Below are 18,782 nucleotides of genomic sequence, written 5' to 3' on the forward strand. Positions count from 1 at the left end.
ATAGGAATTCACATGTTTGTACCGAGTATTTTATTAAAACAGTTGTATACCCATGGCAGTCTTACTAAAACAGAAAAGGGAATTTCGTTTGCTCTAAAAAATCGGTTGAAAGATGCCACGTTAAAAGAATTAAAATGGATATCGTTGGATGGTGAAAAAGTAGCAACCCATAAAATAACCTTACAAACGTCGAAAGACAGCCACATTTCGGTGGAGGAATTGCACAAGAATAAAGGCATGCCTTTTTCGTTGCGGCAAACCATCACGGTGCATGTGGCTCTCGACCAAGCAGTTAGCCCTGAAAAAAGGAAATTAGGTATTTGTTTTTCAGCGTCACCGTTTGGCAAGCTTAAATTTGAAGTTGAAGATAACATTACTGAAGCCACCAAGCGCGGTGGCCACATTCCACGAGATGACTTAGATGATTATGGCAGCGCCATGATTCAGGCTCGTCAAGCCTATTTTGAGAGCGCTACCGGTAATAAACTCAATCATGTGGCTAAATACTCCATCGATCCTAATGAATTAAAGGGGAATATCGAGCACTTCATTGGCGTGGCTCAAGTGCCTATCGGGATTGCTGGGCCGTTAACTATTCACGGCGAACATGCCAAAGGAGACTTCGTTGTTCCTTTGGCTACAACGGAAGGTACGCTGGTGGCGTCGTATAACCGCGGAATGAAGTTGCTTAATATGAGTGGTGGCGTAACCGCAACCGTGGTGGATGATGCCATGCAACGAGCCCCGGTTTTTATTTTTGAAAATGCCCGAGGCGCGAGAGATTTTGTCGCTTGGGTTAAACAGAACATGGATAAAATAAGAGAGGAAGCTGAAGCAACATCCAGCATTGCCAAACTCACTTATGTTGACCACTTCCTATCTAATAAATTTGCCTTTTTACGGTTTAACTATAAAACCGGTGATGCCGCAGGGCAAAACATGGTAGGCCGAGCAACTTTTGCTGCCTGTGGATGGATTTTAGATAATTACGAAGGGATTAAAAATTTTTACTTAGAATCTAATTTCGCCACTGATAAAAAAGCGTCACAAATTAACATCATGCGAACACGAGGCAAACGAGTCACGGCAGAAGCCACGATTAAACGTGAGCATTTGTTGCAAGTTATGCGGGTAGACCCTAAACAAATTGATTATCACGGACGGGTTGCTGGCGTGGGATCGTTCCTTTCTGGTGTCAACAATACTGGTTTACACTCCCCGAATGGCATTACAGCGATGTTTATTGCCACGGGTCAGGACGTGGCGAATGTCAGTGAGTCATCAGCGGCCATGATGTATTCCGAGCTTACTGATGAAGGCGACCTCTATGTGTCTATTACCATTCCCTCATTAATTGTTGCCACCTACGGAGGCGGCACAGGTATAGGGACACAAAGAGAATGCCTCGAGCTTATCGATTGCTATGGCAAAGGAAAGGTGCATAAGCTTGCAGAAATAGTGGCCTCTGTTGTGCTAGCAGGTGAAATCTCTCTCGCCTCCGCCATTAGTTCTTCCGATTGGGTATCGTCACACGAACAGTATGGCCGCAACAGATAAGCCAATAAAAAAAGCCAGCGTTCAAAAGAGCGTTTTCCTTTGCGCGCTGGCTTTTCGGCTATTAGGGGTTAACCTCTAATTTATAAACTGCTTTCACTGGGGTTTGGGGGTTAGTGTTCCCAGTGATAATGATGGGCTTTTGCTTCAACTTCATCGGCAGTTTGTTGTGGCATAAAAGTGGCGTTGTCTTGTTCAAAGAAAAATGGCTTACGTTTTTTCTTACTGCCTACCTCGTTCATGGTTGCAGACTCATAAACTCGGCCATTAAGCACCGTATATTCAACAAATTCACTTTTTCTAATGTCGCTAAGTACGTCGCCATCAATAACCACCAAGTCAGCGAGCTTGCCCGTTTCAATGCTACCAATGTCTTTGCTCATCCCAAGGTGTTTTGCACCATCAATGGTGCCGCCGCGTAGGGCCTCCCAAGGAGTGAAGCCACCTTGTTGCATTATCCACAACTCCCAGTGTGCGGCTAAGCCTTCACGCTGTCCATGAGCACCAATGTGCACACTTACACCATTATCTCGTAAGGTTTTTGCGTAACGGGCCACGTTTTGGTGGTTGTATTGACTTTCCGGTGCAGTGGGCCGGCGAATAGCACGCTTATCTAACACCGTGCTGGGGGTATAACGGAGAAGGCGAGGGTTTTTCCACACTTCTGTTTTATCATACCAATATTCTTCTCCCATCATGCCGCCGTACGACACCACGAAGGTAGGTGTGTAACCAAACTTCGTGGCTTTCCACAATTGGGTTACGTCACTGTACCCCTTTTCAATAGGAAGGCTGTGTTCTAAACCTGTGTGACCATCTACCAACATGGTTAAGTTTTGCTGTAACTTCCCGCCCCCTTCAGGTACCACCATCATTTCTTGATTCTTCGCTGCCCACAGAACCTGTTGGCGCTGGTCGCGACGAGGTTGGTTGTAACTTTTTACAGAAATGGCACCGGCCTCTTTAAGACGTTCTACGTGGAAGTAAGCATCTTCATAATTATTAATAATGGCTTTGTAACCTAAACCTTCAGCGCCATACAGAATGGTGCCGGTAGAATAGATGCGTGGCGCTACAATATGGCCAGTACGTTGTAGTTCGGCGGCCGCCATTATTTCTGTGGTGTCGTTGGAAGGGTCGTGAATGGTGGTCACCCCAAACGACACATTGGAGTACTGTTTCCAGTTTTGTTGAGGAATAATCTCGTTGCGCCCTTGTGAGCCATGGGCGTGAGCATCAATTAAACCAGGAATGATGGTTTTCCCCTGAGTGTCAATTTGCAACGTGTTATCGGGGATGTCTACTTCGCCTCGTTTGCCCACAGCCGCAATGCGATTGTCTTTTATCAGGACCACACCATCTTCAATAACTTCTTGCGTGCTATCCGCATCACGCATGGTCACTATCTTGCCCCCCATCAAGGCGGTGTAACCTGTAGGTTTATCGGCCTTGGTGGTAAAGGATAAATCAATTCCTTCAGCTACGGGGTCAGGCAGCGTTTCAGGCGCGCCATCAACGAAGGCGAATGCCTCATCAAGAGAGCGCATAAATAAGGTTGGGCCGTTAAACCAGCTTACTGTGCTGTTGTCAGCAGACCAGGTTAAATACTCACCCGCACGACTCGACAACTGCGTCACGGGTAACGAAGTCATGTTTGGCCCTACCGTGATTTTCTTACCGTTTTCCACAAAGGGCGTGACGTAAGTTTTAAATTGATACACAAACGCTACCCACTTTTTATCATGTGAAAGTTTGTACTCACTTACTTTATCTGCGCCATATAAGTGAGTGCGTTTGTCATTGCCTTTTAAATTTACGCTTGAAAGTTGCGTTTCATAATAGGCTTTTCCGCCGGCCGATTCGGTAAAAAATATGCGTTCATTATCACCGGCAAAGTGCGCGTTGTACCCGCTGTCAGCCACTTTTTCTACTGTGTCATTTTTCAGGTTTGCCACATAAATTCCTGGGTCCACTGAATACTTAGGATCAAGTAAGCTGCCGCCAGTAAACTTACGAAAAACCACCTTTTTACCATCAGTTGAAAAAGACGGTTCAATGTAGTGTCCAGGTTGCACGCTAATGACTTTGCCTTTGCCGCCACGGGCAGACACCACGCGAACGGTACCTAAATCTTGGTCGTTCCACGTAGTATAAACGATAGACTTTCCATCATTTGAATAGCGAGGGTAATATTCATCGTGGTCGTTCTGTTTGGTCAGACGCTTTACTTTACCTGACTTCACATCTCGTACGTACAACTTACCTAGCGCTTGAAATAGAATGCTTTTTCCATTGGGTGACATCTGCGACCAGCGGGTCATTTTGACCTCAACGTTATCCGGTGCTACATCGACTGGGAAACGCAGTGCATCTGCAAATTTTACTGTGGTATCAATATGCACATTAAGGGTTTCGGTTTCTTTCGAATCGACGTCAATGATGTGAAATTTACCACGGCTCCAATAAACAATGGCCGATGCGTCTGGCGTCCAATCAAAATAAGTGAAGTAACCTTCTGAACCAAATCCTTCCTGCATGTCACGCTCTAAGGCGAAAGTCAGTGGTGTTTCAGTGCCGGTTTTAATGTCTTTTAGAAAAAGCGCTGTTTTATCTTTCACTCTGCGAACAAACGCGACGTATTTGCCATCTGGCGAGGGTGTAGGAACTACGGCGCCGCCGGTACCGCTAATATATCGGCGTTCGTCGCCACTTTCGCGGTCGTATCGGGTGATAGCAAAAATGCCCTCAAGAGGGTCACGGTTGTATTCGAATCGGCTGCCCGGAACGGTGTTTTCAGTGAAGTAAATGTAGCGACCATCATGAGAAAAGGCAGGATCGGCAATATTTTGCTGATCCCGTTTCCCACTGTTTCTTGCTTTTATTTGAAGGCCATCTCCACCCGACTTGTGATACATCCAAATCTCGCCCGCTGGAATGCTTCGGCTAGACATTATGCCTTTAGTCACTACCAAATATTCGCCATCTGGGCTCCATTTAGGCGCATGAATAATATTTTTCTTTTCACGGGTAATTTGTTTTAGATGAGTACCGTCAATATCCATAACCCAGACATTGCTTAGCCCATCACGGTCTGAAACAAAGGCAACTTGCTTGCCGTCAGGAGAAATTGCGGGGTGAATATTCCACGCGAAATCCTGAATGAGTGGGGTGGCGTTGCCACCTTTTATATCCACTTTGTATAAGTCACCCAACATATCGAAAATCATGAACTTGCCATTGGGGGACACGTCAAGGCTCGACCAAGTGGTTTCATTGGTCGAAATGGCAACCTCGTTGAGTTTGAATGGCGGCTGGGTGACTTGCCAATTTTCTACATCATACTTAGATGTTTCTGCGAGGGTATCCACAGTGGTGTTGTCGTCAGATGGGGTGGCTGCTGTTTGGGCACTCAACCCAGCGATAAGTGCAGTACTTAGCAGCGCTATCGTTGTTTTTATCATTGTCGTTATTCCGCTTTTTATCATTATTGCCCAGACAGGAAACTAAAAAGGCAGCCGAAGGGCTGCCATTTTTGTCACTGGCCGCTGTGGCGTTTATGTCATCGTAACAAACTCTTCCGCACTTGTAGGGTGAATGGCTACACACGCGTCAAAGTCGGCTTTGGTTGCGCCCATTTTTATGGCCACGGCGAAACCTTGTAATATTTCATCCATACCATGGCCAATACCGTGCAAGCCCACCACTTTTTCTTCTTTACCTGCACATACTAACTTCATTTTAGTCAGCTGGCGATGACGGGTTACCGCGGTATACATTGATGCAAAGCTAGAGGTGTAAACTTTCACTTCACTTTCGCCATAGGCCTCAATGGCTTCGGGTTCTGTTAATCCAATGGTGCCAATTGGCGGATGACTAAACACCACCGTAGGTATGGTGGAGTAATCCATATGTGCGTCTTTTTGGCCGTTAAATAGGCGCTCGCTCAGCAGGCGGCCCGCTTTGACTGCAACAGGTGTTAACTCTGCCTTACCGGTAATATCGCCAACCGCATAGATATTTTCCGCTGTGGTGTTTTGGTACTTATCGACCTTTACCATACCTTTGTCAGTTAGCTCAACATCGGTGTTTTCGATGGCAATAACGTCCGTGGCAGGCTGGCGGCCAATGGCCCAAATGAGACAATCTGCTTCAAGAACTTCATCGTTGGTCAAATGTATCGATAAAGTGCCATCATCATTACGCTCTACCTTTTCCACGCTAGCATGGTTATGCAACGTACAGCCTTCAGCATGAATCATATCGACCAGGGTTTCATGGATCAAAGGGTCAAAATGACGCAAAGGCGCATGCTTTCGCACCACTAAGTGAGTGTCTGTACCTAAGCTATGCATGACACCAGCAAGTTCAACGCCTATGTAACCGGCGCCAACCACGACTGCCCGTTTAGGTTGCTCTCTTAGCGCGAAAAAGCCGTCTGAGTCAATGCCGTGCTGCGCCCCTGGAATGTCAGGAATAATGGGGCGGCCGCCCGTCGCAATAGTAATATGGTCGGCGGTATAACGCTCGCCATCAACTTCAATGGTTTTATTGTCAATGAAGGTGGCGAAGCCTCGGATTAGGGTAACATTATTGGCCGTCAGTGCTCGGTCGTAAGAGGCATGGATACGCTCAATATAGGCTTGGCGACTGGCAATGAGGCTGTCCCAACTGAACGTGTTCAACGTAACATCGAAACCATATTCTGGTGCGTATTTGTGAATTGCTTCAGCAACTTGGGCACCATACCACATGGCCTTTTTAGGTACGCAGCCCACATTGACACAAGTACCACCAATATCTTTGGCTTCAATAATGGCAACGTTTTTACCATGTTTAGCTGCACGGTTGGCAGACGCGATACCGCCGCTTCCACCGCCAATACATATATAATCAAAATGAGTCATTCGAGATGCCTTTTTATCCATAGGGCGATAAATAATAAGTTTATTGTTACACGAAATGTGCGAAAGGCACACTCTGTTCACCATCAACAGACCGCAATAGTCGACAAACGCTTACAGGATGCAGATGCTAAAAATAATAAATCCAGTGCGTATCACTACGAACTGGATTTTAATTTGATCAAGGGTTGATCCACCATGTTCAGCTTTCTGTCACGGCCGACTCTTGTTTTTCAGGCTCAATTAAGATACTGAATGGCTTACCCTTTTCTTTTTCAAACATGCGCAATTTATGGATAGTTGCCTCACTAAACACATGGCCTTCAGGCAAAATGAGTATATGGCTATCATTGTATAAATTCTGTGATAGCACCATACCGGCTTGCAGTTGAGTGGCTTGCAGTGTGGCTTGAATGTGCTGAGGTTTGCCAATGTCTTCTGCCTCAAGCAAAAGCGAGAGTATTTCACCGTCGTAGCGTGTGTTGGTGTGCTTTTTCATCTCTAATTTCGCATCACGAGCCAGCATTTCTACCCCGCTTAATCGCCCTGTCACTAAGCGCCAGTAATCGCGGGCAATGGCCAAAACGCGAGAGCCGATAGGAATTTCCTTGGCAACTTTGTTGTACAACCCCGAACCATTAAAGTGCTCAAACTGGTACTCAATAATTTCTGACACCGGCAGTAAGTCATGTGCAGGGGCTAAAATAAGCGCCGCCTGTTTAGTTTGAGACAAATAATTCTGTTGCTGTTGATAGTTAAGTTTGCCAAAGGGCGCAAGGAAGTCATCGGTGTGTAAACCGAGTAACCCAAGTTCGCCAATGAGGCCTGCATAACCAATACGCTTTACCTCATCTTTGTCGAGTTTTGCCATTTTGGCGAGTTTAGTCGCCAGTTCGCTTACTTCAATGGCAAATTTGCCGTCAATATTGGGGTTGATACTGATGACATTGAACAGCACCTGCTCCATCGCAAGGTTATGCTTCTCAATTTTGTTTAACGCGGCTTTTATTTGTCGAGTGCGTTTTTGTACCATGGTTTCAAGGGAGGTGTTTATCTCTTTGAGTTTCTTATTTTGCAACCGTGTCAGGTGCTGTAAGCGTAAATTCTCCGCTTTCAATTTAACCCGTTCTAACCCTTCCTCTATAACGCGAATAAGCTCTTGGTTGTCCCATGGTTTTTGAAGGTAACGGTGAATTTTCCCTTGGTTAACGGCTTTTATCGTTGATTCAATATCGGCATAGCCGGTCAGCACAACCCTGAAGGTGTCAGGGTAGCGAAGCGCGACTTGTTCAAGGAGTTCAGCCCCCGACATCTGTGGCATCTTCATGTCTGAAATAACCACATGCACGTCTTGACTGGACAGCAATTCAAGGGCCTTTGCGCCGCTTTCCGCTAGCAGTAAGTTAATGTCTAATGTGAAAAGTGCGCGTTTAATGGCGCGTAAAATATTAGGTTCATCATCCACAAACAATACGGTAAAGATGACTTTTTCTTGTGCCTCATTTCCACTCATTACGCACCACCTCATTATGTTTGTGTGTATTTGCGCCAGCGTCCACAAGCAGCATTAACATGCTTAAAGAAGTAAACATAGCAGTAGGTTTACGCATTAGAAAGTGCCTCTTCGTTATTCTCTGGGTCTATAGGTAAGCGAAGAATAAAACAGCTGCCTTTACCCTCTACGCTGCTTGCATCAAGTGAACCGCCATGCTCTTTTGCAATACCAAATGAAATTGACAGGCCTAAGCCTGTACCTTGGCCTTCGGGTTTCGTGGTGAAAAAGGGGTTAAACAGCTTGTCTAAATGTGACGCTGGAATACCACATCCCGTGTCTTCTATTTTAAGTTCAACCATATTGTTGTTCACCGAGGAGGTGACCGTAATGGTTCCGTTTTCGTCACTGCTTTCTATCGCTTGCCCCGCGTTAATTAAGAGGTTTGTTACCACTTGAGAAATCTTCCCGACATTTAACGGTATCATGGGCACATTGCCTAAATGCGTTTCTACCGTACAAATGTACTTGAGCTGGTTGTTTACCATGGTTAACGTAGTACGCACGCAATCGTTTATGTTGTAGAGTTGCTTTTCTTCACTGTCGATACGTGAAAAGAGTTTCAATCCTTTCACAATTTCTGCTACCCGTAACATGCCTTCTTTCGAGTCAGACATTAGCTCGTTTATGTCACCGTTAATAAAATCCATGTCTTGCTTGGCTAGTAATTTGTCTAGTTCTTCTAGCGCGGCTTTACGTTTTTCCTCATTCTCCTGATTCAGCACAGAAGCTATCTGCGCAAATATCATTTGATAGGTTGAAATATAACTGCTTAATGTTGCTAAGTTACTGCTAACAAAGCCTATTGGGTTGTTAATTTCGTGGGCTACACCCGCAGCCAGTTGACCCACCGACGCCATTTTTTCAGCCTGCAACAACTGTACTTGTGCGTCTTTTAAATCTTTATTCGCGTTTTCCAGTTGAAGGTTTTTTTGATTCAATAACTGGGTTCTGTCTTTTACTTTTTGCTCTAAAGAGCTATTGAAGTTTTTAAGCTCATCTTCCACTTGTTGGCGTTGGGTATGCTCGTCTTTCAGTAAATTGACGAGCTGATTAAATGCCTCTGCCAATTCGCTAAGCTCATCTTTGCCTCTTACCTGCACGGTAATGTTTTGATAGTTCTTATCTTTTACTGCAACGGCTAAATGCCGGGCGCCGGCCCTTAACTGCCTAAGCTGCGCCATTAGGTACGAACCTAAAAAGAACGAAAATAGGGCGACCAAGGTAAGTTCGAAGGCGGCCAAGGCATACGTCCAGCTTCGAACCCGTGTTATCGCATTATTGATTTCATTAACATTCATGCCCAACTCAACGTGACCATAAAGGGTGTCGTTAACCTGAATAGGGGCTGAAATTTCGTAAACGCCGTCTTCCGCTGAACGTACGTTTTTGTCTGCATTAAATGGCCTTTGCAGGGCATCAAGGTCGCCTTTTTCAACGTATACCTTACCAGCGCTGTTTTTTATTCGAACATAAGCAATGCTAGGGTTGGTGAGAACCTCGAAGGTATCGGCTTCTAACGATGCCAAATCCAAGCTTAAAAACGCATTTTTGGTGGTGGAGACAAATAAATTTGCGGTTGTGTTTGCCGATTTTTCTACGCTTTCGTCAACCAATTGATTCAATAAACTAAACACGGTGGCTAACAAAAAGGTCAATAAAATAGTGGCGATGATAGCCATGCCAGCAATTGTTTTTGTTCGAAGAGACAGGCGCATAATTATGTTCTCGTTACAAATGCGGTCGAGCTAACGATGTGATGCCTAATGCCCTCACATCATCCCAATCGCTATTGTGCGCGCCTTCAAACTGAGTAAATCCCATTTTGTGAAGTAACGCTTGTTTACTCTCATCGGCCGATAGTGCTAAAAACGCTTTTTCCAACGCCATGCGAACGTCCTCGGAAACATCAGGGTGTGTGGCAATGGCATGGGGGGTAAAGCCCGGGCTTTTCCACAATACACGCAAATTCTGTTGAGTGGCTTCATCGATAGTGCCTAACGTCCTCATTATTCCTCCGCCCGCAGGAAAAAACTCTCGCACTACGTTTAGGTAAACCGAGTCGTGTGAATACACGTAGTGCGGATTTATCGAAATATTTTGCTGGCGTAAATGTGCGCTAGGTATAATTGTAGCAGCAAATGCGGCAGGTGCTGGAAACGCCAACTGCATGCCGTTTAACTCATCGAGCGTTTGAATAGGACTATCCGCTCTCACTACAATAATGCCGGTGATTTTTTTATCTTTCTGTTTTACCAGCGCTTGATATCCTGGTGAGTCGCTAAAAACGACATAGTGGTAGGGGTTCATATACGCAATGTCGTAGTCACCATTTGCCAAGCGTGCCTCAAAGGTGGGTATGTCTTTTGCCGTTTGAAATTCAATAGAGAGGGAGGTGCTTTCTTCCAGGCAATCAATCAGGGGTTGCCAGGTTTCCGCTAATTTTTTAGCTGATTGCTGGGGCACAATGCCAAAGGTTAGGGTTTCGCACATGGCCACACTCACCACGCAAAGCAGTGACAGGCAAATTGATAACCTAAATATGTGTCGTACAACCATAGCCAACCTCGTTAAATCAACGTCTCACGCTTTATTGCGTCATAAACTGCTCAATAATCTGAGTTAGGTCATGATTTGAAAACGGTTTCTGTAGTGTGGCGTCAGCACCCAATTCAATGGCTTTTTCAAGGCTTGCGTCATCTAGCGCTGAAATAACCAAAATCTTTAGGTGTTTGTGTTTAGCCTGTTGACGGGTGAATTCAATGACACTGTACCCGTCCATGCCCGGCATACTTAAATCTAGTGTCATCATTTTGGGGTTTTGCTGGCTAAGCATAACGCCAGCTTGAAAACCGCCTGTGGCAATTTGGGTTTCAAAGCCCGCACGACGCGCCACCCGTTGGATAGACTTTGCCACAGGCATTTCATCATCCACAATCAGTATTGAGGGAGCAGCATCGCTCATCAACGCCTCTGGGATGGGCATGCCGTGGTCGTTGAGAAACTCAATAAAGTCATCTACGAGAACACGGTTGTTGCCTCTGCCAGGCAGTTTAAAGCCCTTGAGCTTGCCGCTTTCAATCCATCGTATAACTGTACGTAAATTGACATCGCAATAGGATGCAATTTCACCGGACGATAATGTTTTCATTGCACCATCTCTTTGAGTGACTCAGTAATGTATAGCATTGAAAATCTAAGTGACAAACTAGACATAAGGATAGGGTGCGACATTTGCGACAGCACAAGTCCATGAAAATACAAACTAAACTGTCTGATAACCGCTAACGTAACAGTTTTAATTACCCGTTAATTGTTTGTCGTGAGACTTGCTTTTACGGCTACCGACCCAACATGTTATTGATATGAGCAAATAAGAGTGAATGACGTATGACAACACCCGCGATTGAAAAGGTAGACGGCCTTCCATTGTTTTCTGCAATTGAGCCGAAAGACATAAAGCCTGCGATTGAAAAGGCAATTGCCACCTGTAAGCAGGAAATAGACGAGGTGGTGGCATCAAAAGACTATAGCTACGCAAATTTGGTGTTGCGCTTAGAGGAAGTCGACGACAAACTCAGTAAAATGTGGTCGCCGGTTTCCCATATGAATTCGGTGGTCAGCAGCGACGAATTGCGCGAAGCCCATGATGCGTGCCTACCGTTATTGTCAGAATACGGTACTTGGGTAGGGCAGCATCACGGTTTGTATCAGGCATATGAAGCACTTAAAGCCTCTGAAGAATACGCAACGTTAGATGCGCAACGTAAAAAAGTTATCGATAACGCTATTCGAGATTTCACCCTTTCTGGCGTGGCATTACCCGAAGACAAAAAGCAGCGGTTTGCGCAAATACAAGCCAAGCTAAGTGAGCTGTCGTCAACCTTCTCCAATAATGTGATGGACGCGACCATGGGGTGGACAAAGCACATTACCGATGAAGATGAGCTAGCCGGTATGCCTGAATCAGCAAAAGAAGCCGCCGCCCAAGCTGCCCACCAAAAAGATCTACAAGGTTGGTTGTTTACCTTAGATATTCCCTCTTATTTACCTGTGATGCTATACGCAGACAACCGTTTGTTACGTGAAGAAATGTACCGCGCGTATGCCACCAAAGCCTCAGATCAAGGGCCAAATGCGGGTAAGTGGGACAACACGGCTATTATTAAAGAAATTTTGGCGCTGCGTACCGAGCTTGCCCAATTACTCGGGTTTAATAGCTATGCCGAGCGTTCTTTGGCCACCAAGATGGCAGAATCTACCGAGCAAGTTGAAACTTTCTTGCGTGACCTTGCGGCTAAATCTAAACCGCAAGCTGAGCATGAATTGCAAGAAGTGCGGGCATACGCAGAACAAACCCACCAAGTCACCGATTTGCAGGCATGGGATCTACCTTACTACAGCGAAAAGCTTAAACAGGAAAAGTACACCATTTCTGATGAAATGCTGCGTCCTTACTTCCCTGAAGACAAAGTGTTGTCGGGGCTATTTGAAGTGGTACACCGTCTTTATGGCTTAAAGATTATTGAGCAACCTGGTATCGATACTTGGCACGACGATGTGCGTTATTTCACTATTACCGACAGCGCGGATGCGTTGCGCGGAAGCTTTTATCTCGACCTCTACGCGCGTGCTAAAAAACGGGGTGGGGCATGGATGGACGAATGCCGAGTACGCCGTGAAACAGCCAGTGGAGAAATACAGCTTCCCGTGGCTTACCTAACGTGTAATTTCAATGCTCCTATTGGCGACAAACCTGCGTTATTTACCCATGATGAAGTTGTTACGCTGTTCCACGAATTTGGTCATGGTATCCACCACATGCTGACTAAAATGTCGGTGGCGGGGGTTTCTGGAATAAACGGCGTGCCTTGGGACGCCGTCGAACTTCCCAGTCAATTTTTGGAAAACTGGTGTTGGGAAGAGGAGGCGTTGAACTTTATTTCTGGTCATTATGAAACGGGTGACCCCCTTCCAACCGACTTGCTAGATAGAATGTTGGCTGCCCGGGATTATCAATCTGCTATGCAAATGGTACGTCAACTTGAGTTCAGTCTCTTTGACTTTCTATTACATAGCCAAGACGGCGCATCGGTTGATGTACAACAAGTACTGAATGCCGTTAGAGATGAAGTCGCTGTGGTAGTGCCGCCTTCATTCAATCGTTTTCAACATAGTTTCGGTCACATATTTGCCGGGGGCTATGCAGCAGGCTATTACAGCTATAAGTGGGCAGAAGTGCTGTCGGCTGATGCTTACAGTAAGTTTGAAGAAGACGGAATTTTTAATCGCGAAACGGGTAAATCCTTCCTTGAAAATATCTTGGAAATGGGGGGAAGCAAAGCACCTATGGATTTATTCGTGGCCTTCAGGGGGCGTGAACCACAAGTGGATGCCCTACTCAGACACAGCGGGATTAAAGGTTAATGGCGGAAAAGTTCGCGCAAATTTACACGCGCGCTTGTGAACGAAAAGGTAGCGAGGCGGCGGTGGAAGCATTGCTTAGTACGCCCCTTTCCCGTGCCGACGTGGCCAAATTGAGTGATCATCGATTTCTCTCTGCCATGACAAAAAAGGTTTTTCAATCCGGATTTGTATGGCGTGTTATAGAACAAAAATGGCCCAACTTCGAAGCGGCATTTTTTGACTTTAACATAGACAAAGTCTTGTTGATGCCAGATGAAATGCTCGAACAAAAAGCGTCTGACCCCAGTATTGTTCGTAACTACAAAAAAGTGATGACGGTTCGCGAAAATGCCCTAATGATTAAGGATGTGGCGCGAGAACACGGAAGCTTTGGACAGTTTGTTTCGTCATTTTCTGCTGAAAACATCACAGATTTGTGGCTGTTCCTAAAGCAGCGCGGGGCGCGGCTAGGAGGCAATACAGGCCCGTATATGCTGCGAGCAATGGGGGTCGACACCTTTTTATTTTCCAGCGATGTTGAAGATTATTTACGTAAACAAGACATCATTGATGGTGGGCTAACTAGTAAGAAAACCCTGACGGCTGCCAATGCTGCCTTTGCTCAGTGGCAACAAGAAAGTGGTCGGTCGCTACAAGAGCTGAGCCTACTGGTGGCTTTCAGTTGGGGATCAAACCAGCGCAGGGTTTAATCCTGCGCTTTTTTGCAAGTAAAGCGCTGTTTCTCACCGTAACAATCCTATACACTTTAGCCTTTAGCTAGTAGCACGAACAGGAATGCCATGAGCGATAATGATACCAATACCACCTCGGCGCAAACGCCAACCACGCACTTCGGTTTTAAGCAGGTAGAAAAAAACCAAAAAGCCTCTATGGTTGCTAATGTGTTCGACTCGGTAGCGGCTAAGTACGATGTTATGAACGATTTAATGTCCATGGGCGTTCACCGCTTGTGGAAACGCTACACCATAGATTGTTCTGGCGTACGTAGTGGGCAAAAGGTACTCGATATTGCCGGTGGCACAGGCGACTTAACAGCCAAATTCTCGCGTCTTGTAGGCCCTACGGGGCGTGTTACGTTGGCTGATATTAATTTGTCTATGTTAAAAGTAGGGCGCGATAAGCTTCGTGACCGCGGGTTAGTGAGTAATATAGATTACGTACAAGCAGATGCAGAAGCATTACCCTTCCCTGATAACCACTTCGATGTGGTAACCATGGCGTTTGGTTTACGCAACGTCACTGAAAAACAAAATGCGCTTAATTCGATTTACCGTGTACTTAAGCCGGGGGGTCGACTGTTGGTGTTGGAATTTTCTAAACCCACCTCCGAACAATTAAGCAAAATTTACGATATGTACTCGTTTCATATTTTGCCTAAAATGGGGCAGCTTGTGGCCAACGATGCAGAAAGTTATCAGTATCTCGCGGAAAGTATCCGAATGCACCCAGATCAAGAAACCCTCAAAGGTATGTTTGAAACCGCGGGCTTTGAACACTGCGACTATCAAAATCTTACTGGCGGCATCGTGGCTCTACACCGTGGGTATAAATTTTAATGCCCACCTCAGCATTAATTAGCGCCACCATTGAAACAGCAATCAACGCGGTGTTGAAACTCGACCCCGATAGCCAAGGGCGTCTTGCGCCCCTGCATGGAGCAAGGCTCATTGCTTATATTGACCCGCTACCCCATGCCATTATGCTGGCGTTTTCCCAGCAAGTGGATGTGCTTACGGTGTCACTGCCGTTTGAAGAAATGGTCGGGCAATTAAACTCCAAAGATTGCTGTATTAAAACCTCGTTGCAAACGCTGCCTGAGCTTAAAAACACCAATATGCTGACCCGCCTTATTCAACAAAATAAGTTGCAGGTGGAAGGGGAATTAGCCGTGGCCCAACAGGCGAGTGCGCTTTTCCAGCAGTTAGATATAGACGCTGAAGAGATTGTCGCGGGTAAAACCAATGATGTATTAGCTCATCAGAGTTTTCGTATTCTAGGCAGGGTTAAGGCCCAATTGCAAAAGGCACTGGCAGGTACAAGTAGCATTGCGGCAAACGCAATTGTGGAAGAAAAAAAGCTGGCAGCGCATAAGTTGGCGGTTATGCATTTTAGTGATGAAGTCAACAGTGTGAGAGATGAAGCGGCTAAATTAGACGCGCGACTAACTGTATTAGAACAACAGAAAAAATAATAAGTGTAAGAGACGTTCATGCGTATTTTAAGGCTGTATCGAATAAATAAAGTATTACTTGAGCATGGGCTTGATGAGCTTATTCCTGCCAAGTGGCTGCCGTGGTATGCGCGGTTTTTACGCCATTGTATTTTTTGGATACGCAACCTACATAAACATGCCTCTCCTGGAGAGCGCATTACCTTAGCACTACAAAACTTAGGCCCTGTCTTTATTAAGTTTGGGCAAATGCTTTCTACTCGCCGGGATCTGCTTCCTCCAGCTATCGCTAATGAATTAGCTCGCCTCCAAGATAAAGTACCACCGTTTTCTTCAGAAGCGGCGCAAGAGATTATAAAAGCTTCATTAGGGCTGTCCCATTTATCAGAGCTATTTAGTGAGTTTCAAGAGACGCCCTTGGCGTCAGCATCCATAGCCCAAGTGCACGCGGCCAAACTTAATACAAGCAATGAAGATGTTGTGGTTAAGGTGTTGCGCCCCGATATTCGTGAAACGATAGTGGCCGATATGGAGTTGCTATTCAGTTTAGCGGGTGTGCTTCAACGATGGTTGCCTGACGGCAAGCGCTTGCGCCCCGTAGAAGTTGTTATAGAGTATAGAAAGACCATTGTCGATGAACTGGATTTGTTACGTGAGTCTGCCAACGGTATTCAACTAGGCCGAAATTTTGAGGGTTCCGACTCCCTCTATGTCCCCAAAATCTACAGCGACTATTGCCGCCATAATGTATTGGTTATGGAGCGTATTTATGGCTTACCTATTTCCAATATTGACGCACTGCTTGCGCAAAACACCAATATGAAAAAACTGGCTGAACGTGGTGTGGAAGTGTTTTTTACCCAAGTATTCCGCGACAGCTTTTTCCACGCAGATATGCATCCGGGCAACATATTTGTCAGTACCGAACACCCGGAAGACCCTAAGTATATTGCCATTGATTTTGGCATTGTGGGAACGTTAAATCGTGAAGATAAACGTTATTTAGCCGAAAATTTTATTGCGTTTTTTAATCGGGATTACCGAAAGGTTGCGCAATTGCACGCCGATTCGGGCTGGGTACCTGGCGATACCAATATTGATGAATTTGAAATGGCCATTCGTACCGTATGCGAGCCAATATTTCAAAAGCCCTTGGCAGAAATTTCTTTTGGTAATGTATTATTGCAACTATTCAATACAGCACGCCGTTTTAATATGGTGGTGCAACCACAATTGGTACTGTTGCAAAAAACCTTACTCTATATAGAAGGGCTTGGAAGGCAACTGTATCCTCAGCTAGATTTATGGAAAACCGCCAAACCCTTTTTAGAAAACTGGATGCGTGAACAAGTCGGATTTTCGGCGATGTTAAGTAAGGTTAAGGCAAACTTACCTTTCTGGTCTGAGAAACTGCCGGAAATGCCTGATTTACTCTACGACAGCTTGCAACAAGTGAAACGTATGCCATTGCAGCAGCAAAGATCGCACTTAGCGCTTATGGTAGAGCAGAAGAAATCTAGGCGCGCTATGCACTTCGGTATTGTAGGCGCTACCTTTGTTTTACTGGCGGCACTTCTGCCACTTTATGGCCTGTCTTGGTACGCACCTTGCGCAAGTGCTCTTACTGGTCTGACTTGTTGGTGCGTTGCTTGGCGCTATACCCACTAAACCGTGTTACGGTAGGGTGAAATTTTTATGAAATGCTGTATTTCTTAATTAATTTGTATATTAATCAGTCCGAAGAGTGTTATAGTGACTTTGGCTTTGAGCCAAATGTCTTTAAATAGACGTGATTATTTTATTATTTGCTATATGTAGAACCACTCAAGTTACCTTGTGATTTGTTGTAAGTTGTTATCCATTCGTAAGTAAGACCCAATAACTCCGCCTAATTAAAGACAAACGCTACACGCGCGTATTCGCGCATTTTAAAATGATATTTGAGGTCTATACGACATGTCTAAAGTTACAGGCACCGTTAAGTGGTTTAACGCTGATAAAGGTTATGGTTTTCTAACTCAAGATAACGGCGGTAAGGACGTATTCGTTCATTTCCGTGCAATTATCTCTGACGGTTACAAGACTCTTCCAGAAGGTCAGCGCGTAGAATTTGAAGTTGAAGAAGGTCAAAAAGGTCTTCAAGCTGCTAACGTGCAAGCCATCTAAGAAATTCAAAAACGGCGGTCATTAGACCGCCGTTTTTCTTTCTTCCTTACTTCATCCACTGTTTGCACCTGGCAAGCACACTCTCTTATTATCTATTTTAAGCGTAATGCCTCGCTTTTCTCTTTGACGTTTAATCCTATTGCAGTAACACTATGTACTAACATTATTCTTGTTGAGTAGTAGATTGTCATGTTTATTCATTCGCCACTGAATAGAGTAGAAACACGGGAAACCACAAAGAAAAGGGATGTATGCGTATGTGGCTATTAGTAAGTAAGCTGAAAACGGTGAGTGCATGGGTTGTTGCTATTTACCTTTGTTCAATAATTAACGCTTTCGCAGATGAAGCGCCCATTGCTACCTTGCTAGGCTCCCCTATTTATAGCAATGATTTAACGATTGAAAATAAAGTTAAAGCAGAAACGAAAAAGAATTACCCCAAGCAATATGCAGACATCATTGAAGAGATGAAGAAGCAAGTGCTCGCCAAACAAGTCATTGAGGGTGTATTAGGGGACTTCTTTCCTCAAGATGTCATCACGCTAGATTCCACCTTGGTAGCCAAATTCAAAGCGCGTTTTAAAAACGACTTCACTGAACAAGCTTTGTCCGACACCGACACGAATGAAATAGCCAAAGAACAAGTGTTGCAATGGCAACGAGAGAAAGCCTTGTATGAGAAATTTGGCGGGCGGGTAATATTCCAACAATCAAACCCATTAACGCCGATTGAAGCCTACGCTACCTTGTTAAAACAATACCAGCAGCAGGGTAAATTCGTTATCCACGATAAAGATTATGCAGACGTTTTTTGGGCACCTTTTACGCCACCATTCACCCATGTGATACCGAGTGAAAACGTCAATTTCACTGCACCTTGGTGGTTGTAACAGTAAACCGCTAAAGCGGGTTTAAGTTGCGCCGAAAGAAAATCTCCGCAACACGGGTCTATCTATACTGAAACGTTTTTTATTTTCATTGTGTAGACGTGTGTTTACCCTGCCGGAGTGCT

General features: G+C 45.2%; 14 protein-coding genes. 8 read left to right on the forward strand and 6 right to left on the reverse strand.

The window, feature by feature from the left end; genetic code table 11:
- Positions 1-12 precede the first annotated feature (12 nt).
- Positions 13-1,557 carry a hydroxymethylglutaryl-CoA reductase gene (locus IUA53_RS02315; RefSeq protein ID WP_044058241.1) on the forward strand — a complete coding sequence of 515 codons (1,545 nt, stop codon included), beginning with the start codon at positions 13-15 and terminating at the stop codon, positions 1,555-1,557.
- Positions 1,558-1,667: 110 nt separating this feature from the next.
- Here IUA53_RS02315 and IUA53_RS02320 read toward each other — a convergent pair whose 3' ends face one another.
- The 6 genes from IUA53_RS02320 to IUA53_RS02345 all read right to left on the reverse strand — a co-directional run bounded on the left by IUA53_RS02320 (position 1,668) and on the right by IUA53_RS02345 (position 11,158).
- The gene (locus IUA53_RS02320; protein ID WP_196898202.1) at positions 1,668-5,015 is read right to left on the reverse strand and encodes an amidohydrolase family protein; all 3,348 of its coding nucleotides are present in this window, start codon (positions 5,013-5,015) and stop codon (positions 1,668-1,670) included.
- A gap of 93 nt (positions 5,016-5,108) precedes the next feature.
- Positions 5,109-6,458: a glutathione-disulfide reductase gene (gene gorA / locus IUA53_RS02325; RefSeq protein WP_196898204.1), complete on the reverse strand. Its 1,350-nt coding sequence runs from the start codon at positions 6,456-6,458 to the stop codon at positions 5,109-5,111.
- Positions 6,459-6,657: 199 nt separating this feature from the next.
- Positions 6,658-7,968, reverse strand: coding sequence for a response regulator (locus tag IUA53_RS02330; protein WP_044058238.1), 1,311 nt, complete (start codon positions 7,966-7,968; stop codon positions 6,658-6,660).
- 89 nt (positions 7,969-8,057) lie between these two features.
- Complete coding sequence (locus tag IUA53_RS02335) at positions 8,058-9,725, reverse strand: sensor histidine kinase (protein ID WP_044058237.1); 1,668 nt, start codon at positions 9,723-9,725, stop codon at positions 8,058-8,060.
- A 13-nt stretch (positions 9,726-9,738) separates the two neighbouring features.
- Positions 9,739-10,566, reverse strand: coding sequence for a PhnD/SsuA/transferrin family substrate-binding protein (locus IUA53_RS02340; protein WP_231401240.1), 828 nt, complete (start codon positions 10,564-10,566; stop codon positions 9,739-9,741).
- Between the two features lie 31 nt (positions 10,567-10,597).
- Positions 10,598-11,158 (reverse strand): response regulator, encoded by a 561-nt coding sequence (locus tag IUA53_RS02345; RefSeq protein WP_044448828.1) that lies wholly within the window; start codon positions 11,156-11,158, stop codon positions 10,598-10,600.
- Between the two features lie 239 nt (positions 11,159-11,397).
- Between IUA53_RS02345 and prlC the strand changes: the two genes are divergently transcribed.
- From prlC to IUA53_RS02380, 7 genes are all read left to right on the forward strand, one after another.
- On the forward strand, positions 11,398-13,434 hold the full coding sequence (gene prlC / locus IUA53_RS02350) for an oligopeptidase A (protein WP_196898206.1): 2,037 nt from the start codon (positions 11,398-11,400) through the stop codon (positions 13,432-13,434).
- On the forward strand, positions 13,434-14,123 hold the full coding sequence (locus tag IUA53_RS02355) for a DNA-3-methyladenine glycosylase I (protein ID WP_196898208.1): 690 nt from the start codon (positions 13,434-13,436) through the stop codon (positions 14,121-14,123). The genes prlC and IUA53_RS02355 overlap by 1 nt, the downstream gene beginning before the upstream one ends.
- 90 nt (positions 14,124-14,213) lie before the next feature.
- The gene (gene ubiE / locus IUA53_RS02360; RefSeq protein WP_044058232.1) at positions 14,214-14,990 is read left to right on the forward strand and encodes a bifunctional demethylmenaquinone methyltransferase/2-methoxy-6-polyprenyl-1,4-benzoquinol methylase UbiE; all 777 of its coding nucleotides are present in this window, start codon (positions 14,214-14,216) and stop codon (positions 14,988-14,990) included.
- Positions 14,990-15,625 (forward strand): ubiquinone biosynthesis accessory factor UbiJ, encoded by a 636-nt coding sequence (locus IUA53_RS02365; RefSeq protein WP_196898210.1) that lies wholly within the window; start codon positions 14,990-14,992, stop codon positions 15,623-15,625. The genes ubiE and IUA53_RS02365 overlap by 1 nt, the downstream gene beginning before the upstream one ends.
- Positions 15,626-15,643: 18 nt before the next feature.
- Positions 15,644-17,272: a ubiquinone biosynthesis regulatory protein kinase UbiB gene (gene ubiB, locus IUA53_RS02370; protein WP_196898212.1), complete on the forward strand. Its 1,629-nt coding sequence runs from the start codon at positions 15,644-15,646 to the stop codon at positions 17,270-17,272.
- Positions 17,273-17,560: 288 nt separating this feature from the next.
- A complete protein-coding gene (gene cspE / locus IUA53_RS02375; RefSeq protein ID WP_012519905.1) occupies positions 17,561-17,770 on the forward strand; it encodes a transcription antiterminator/RNA stability regulator CspE in 210 nt (69 codons plus the stop codon).
- A 251-nt stretch (positions 17,771-18,021) separates the two neighbouring features.
- Positions 18,022-18,660, forward strand: a complete 639-nt coding sequence (locus IUA53_RS02380; RefSeq protein WP_196898215.1) for a hypothetical protein — start codon at positions 18,022-18,024, stop codon at positions 18,658-18,660.
- Positions 18,661-18,782 lie beyond the last annotated feature (122 nt).

This window comes from Alteromonas sp. B31-7 (assembly GCF_015767655.1).
GTDB classification, from domain to species: Bacteria; Pseudomonadota; Gammaproteobacteria; order Enterobacterales; family Alteromonadaceae; genus Alteromonas; species Alteromonas australica.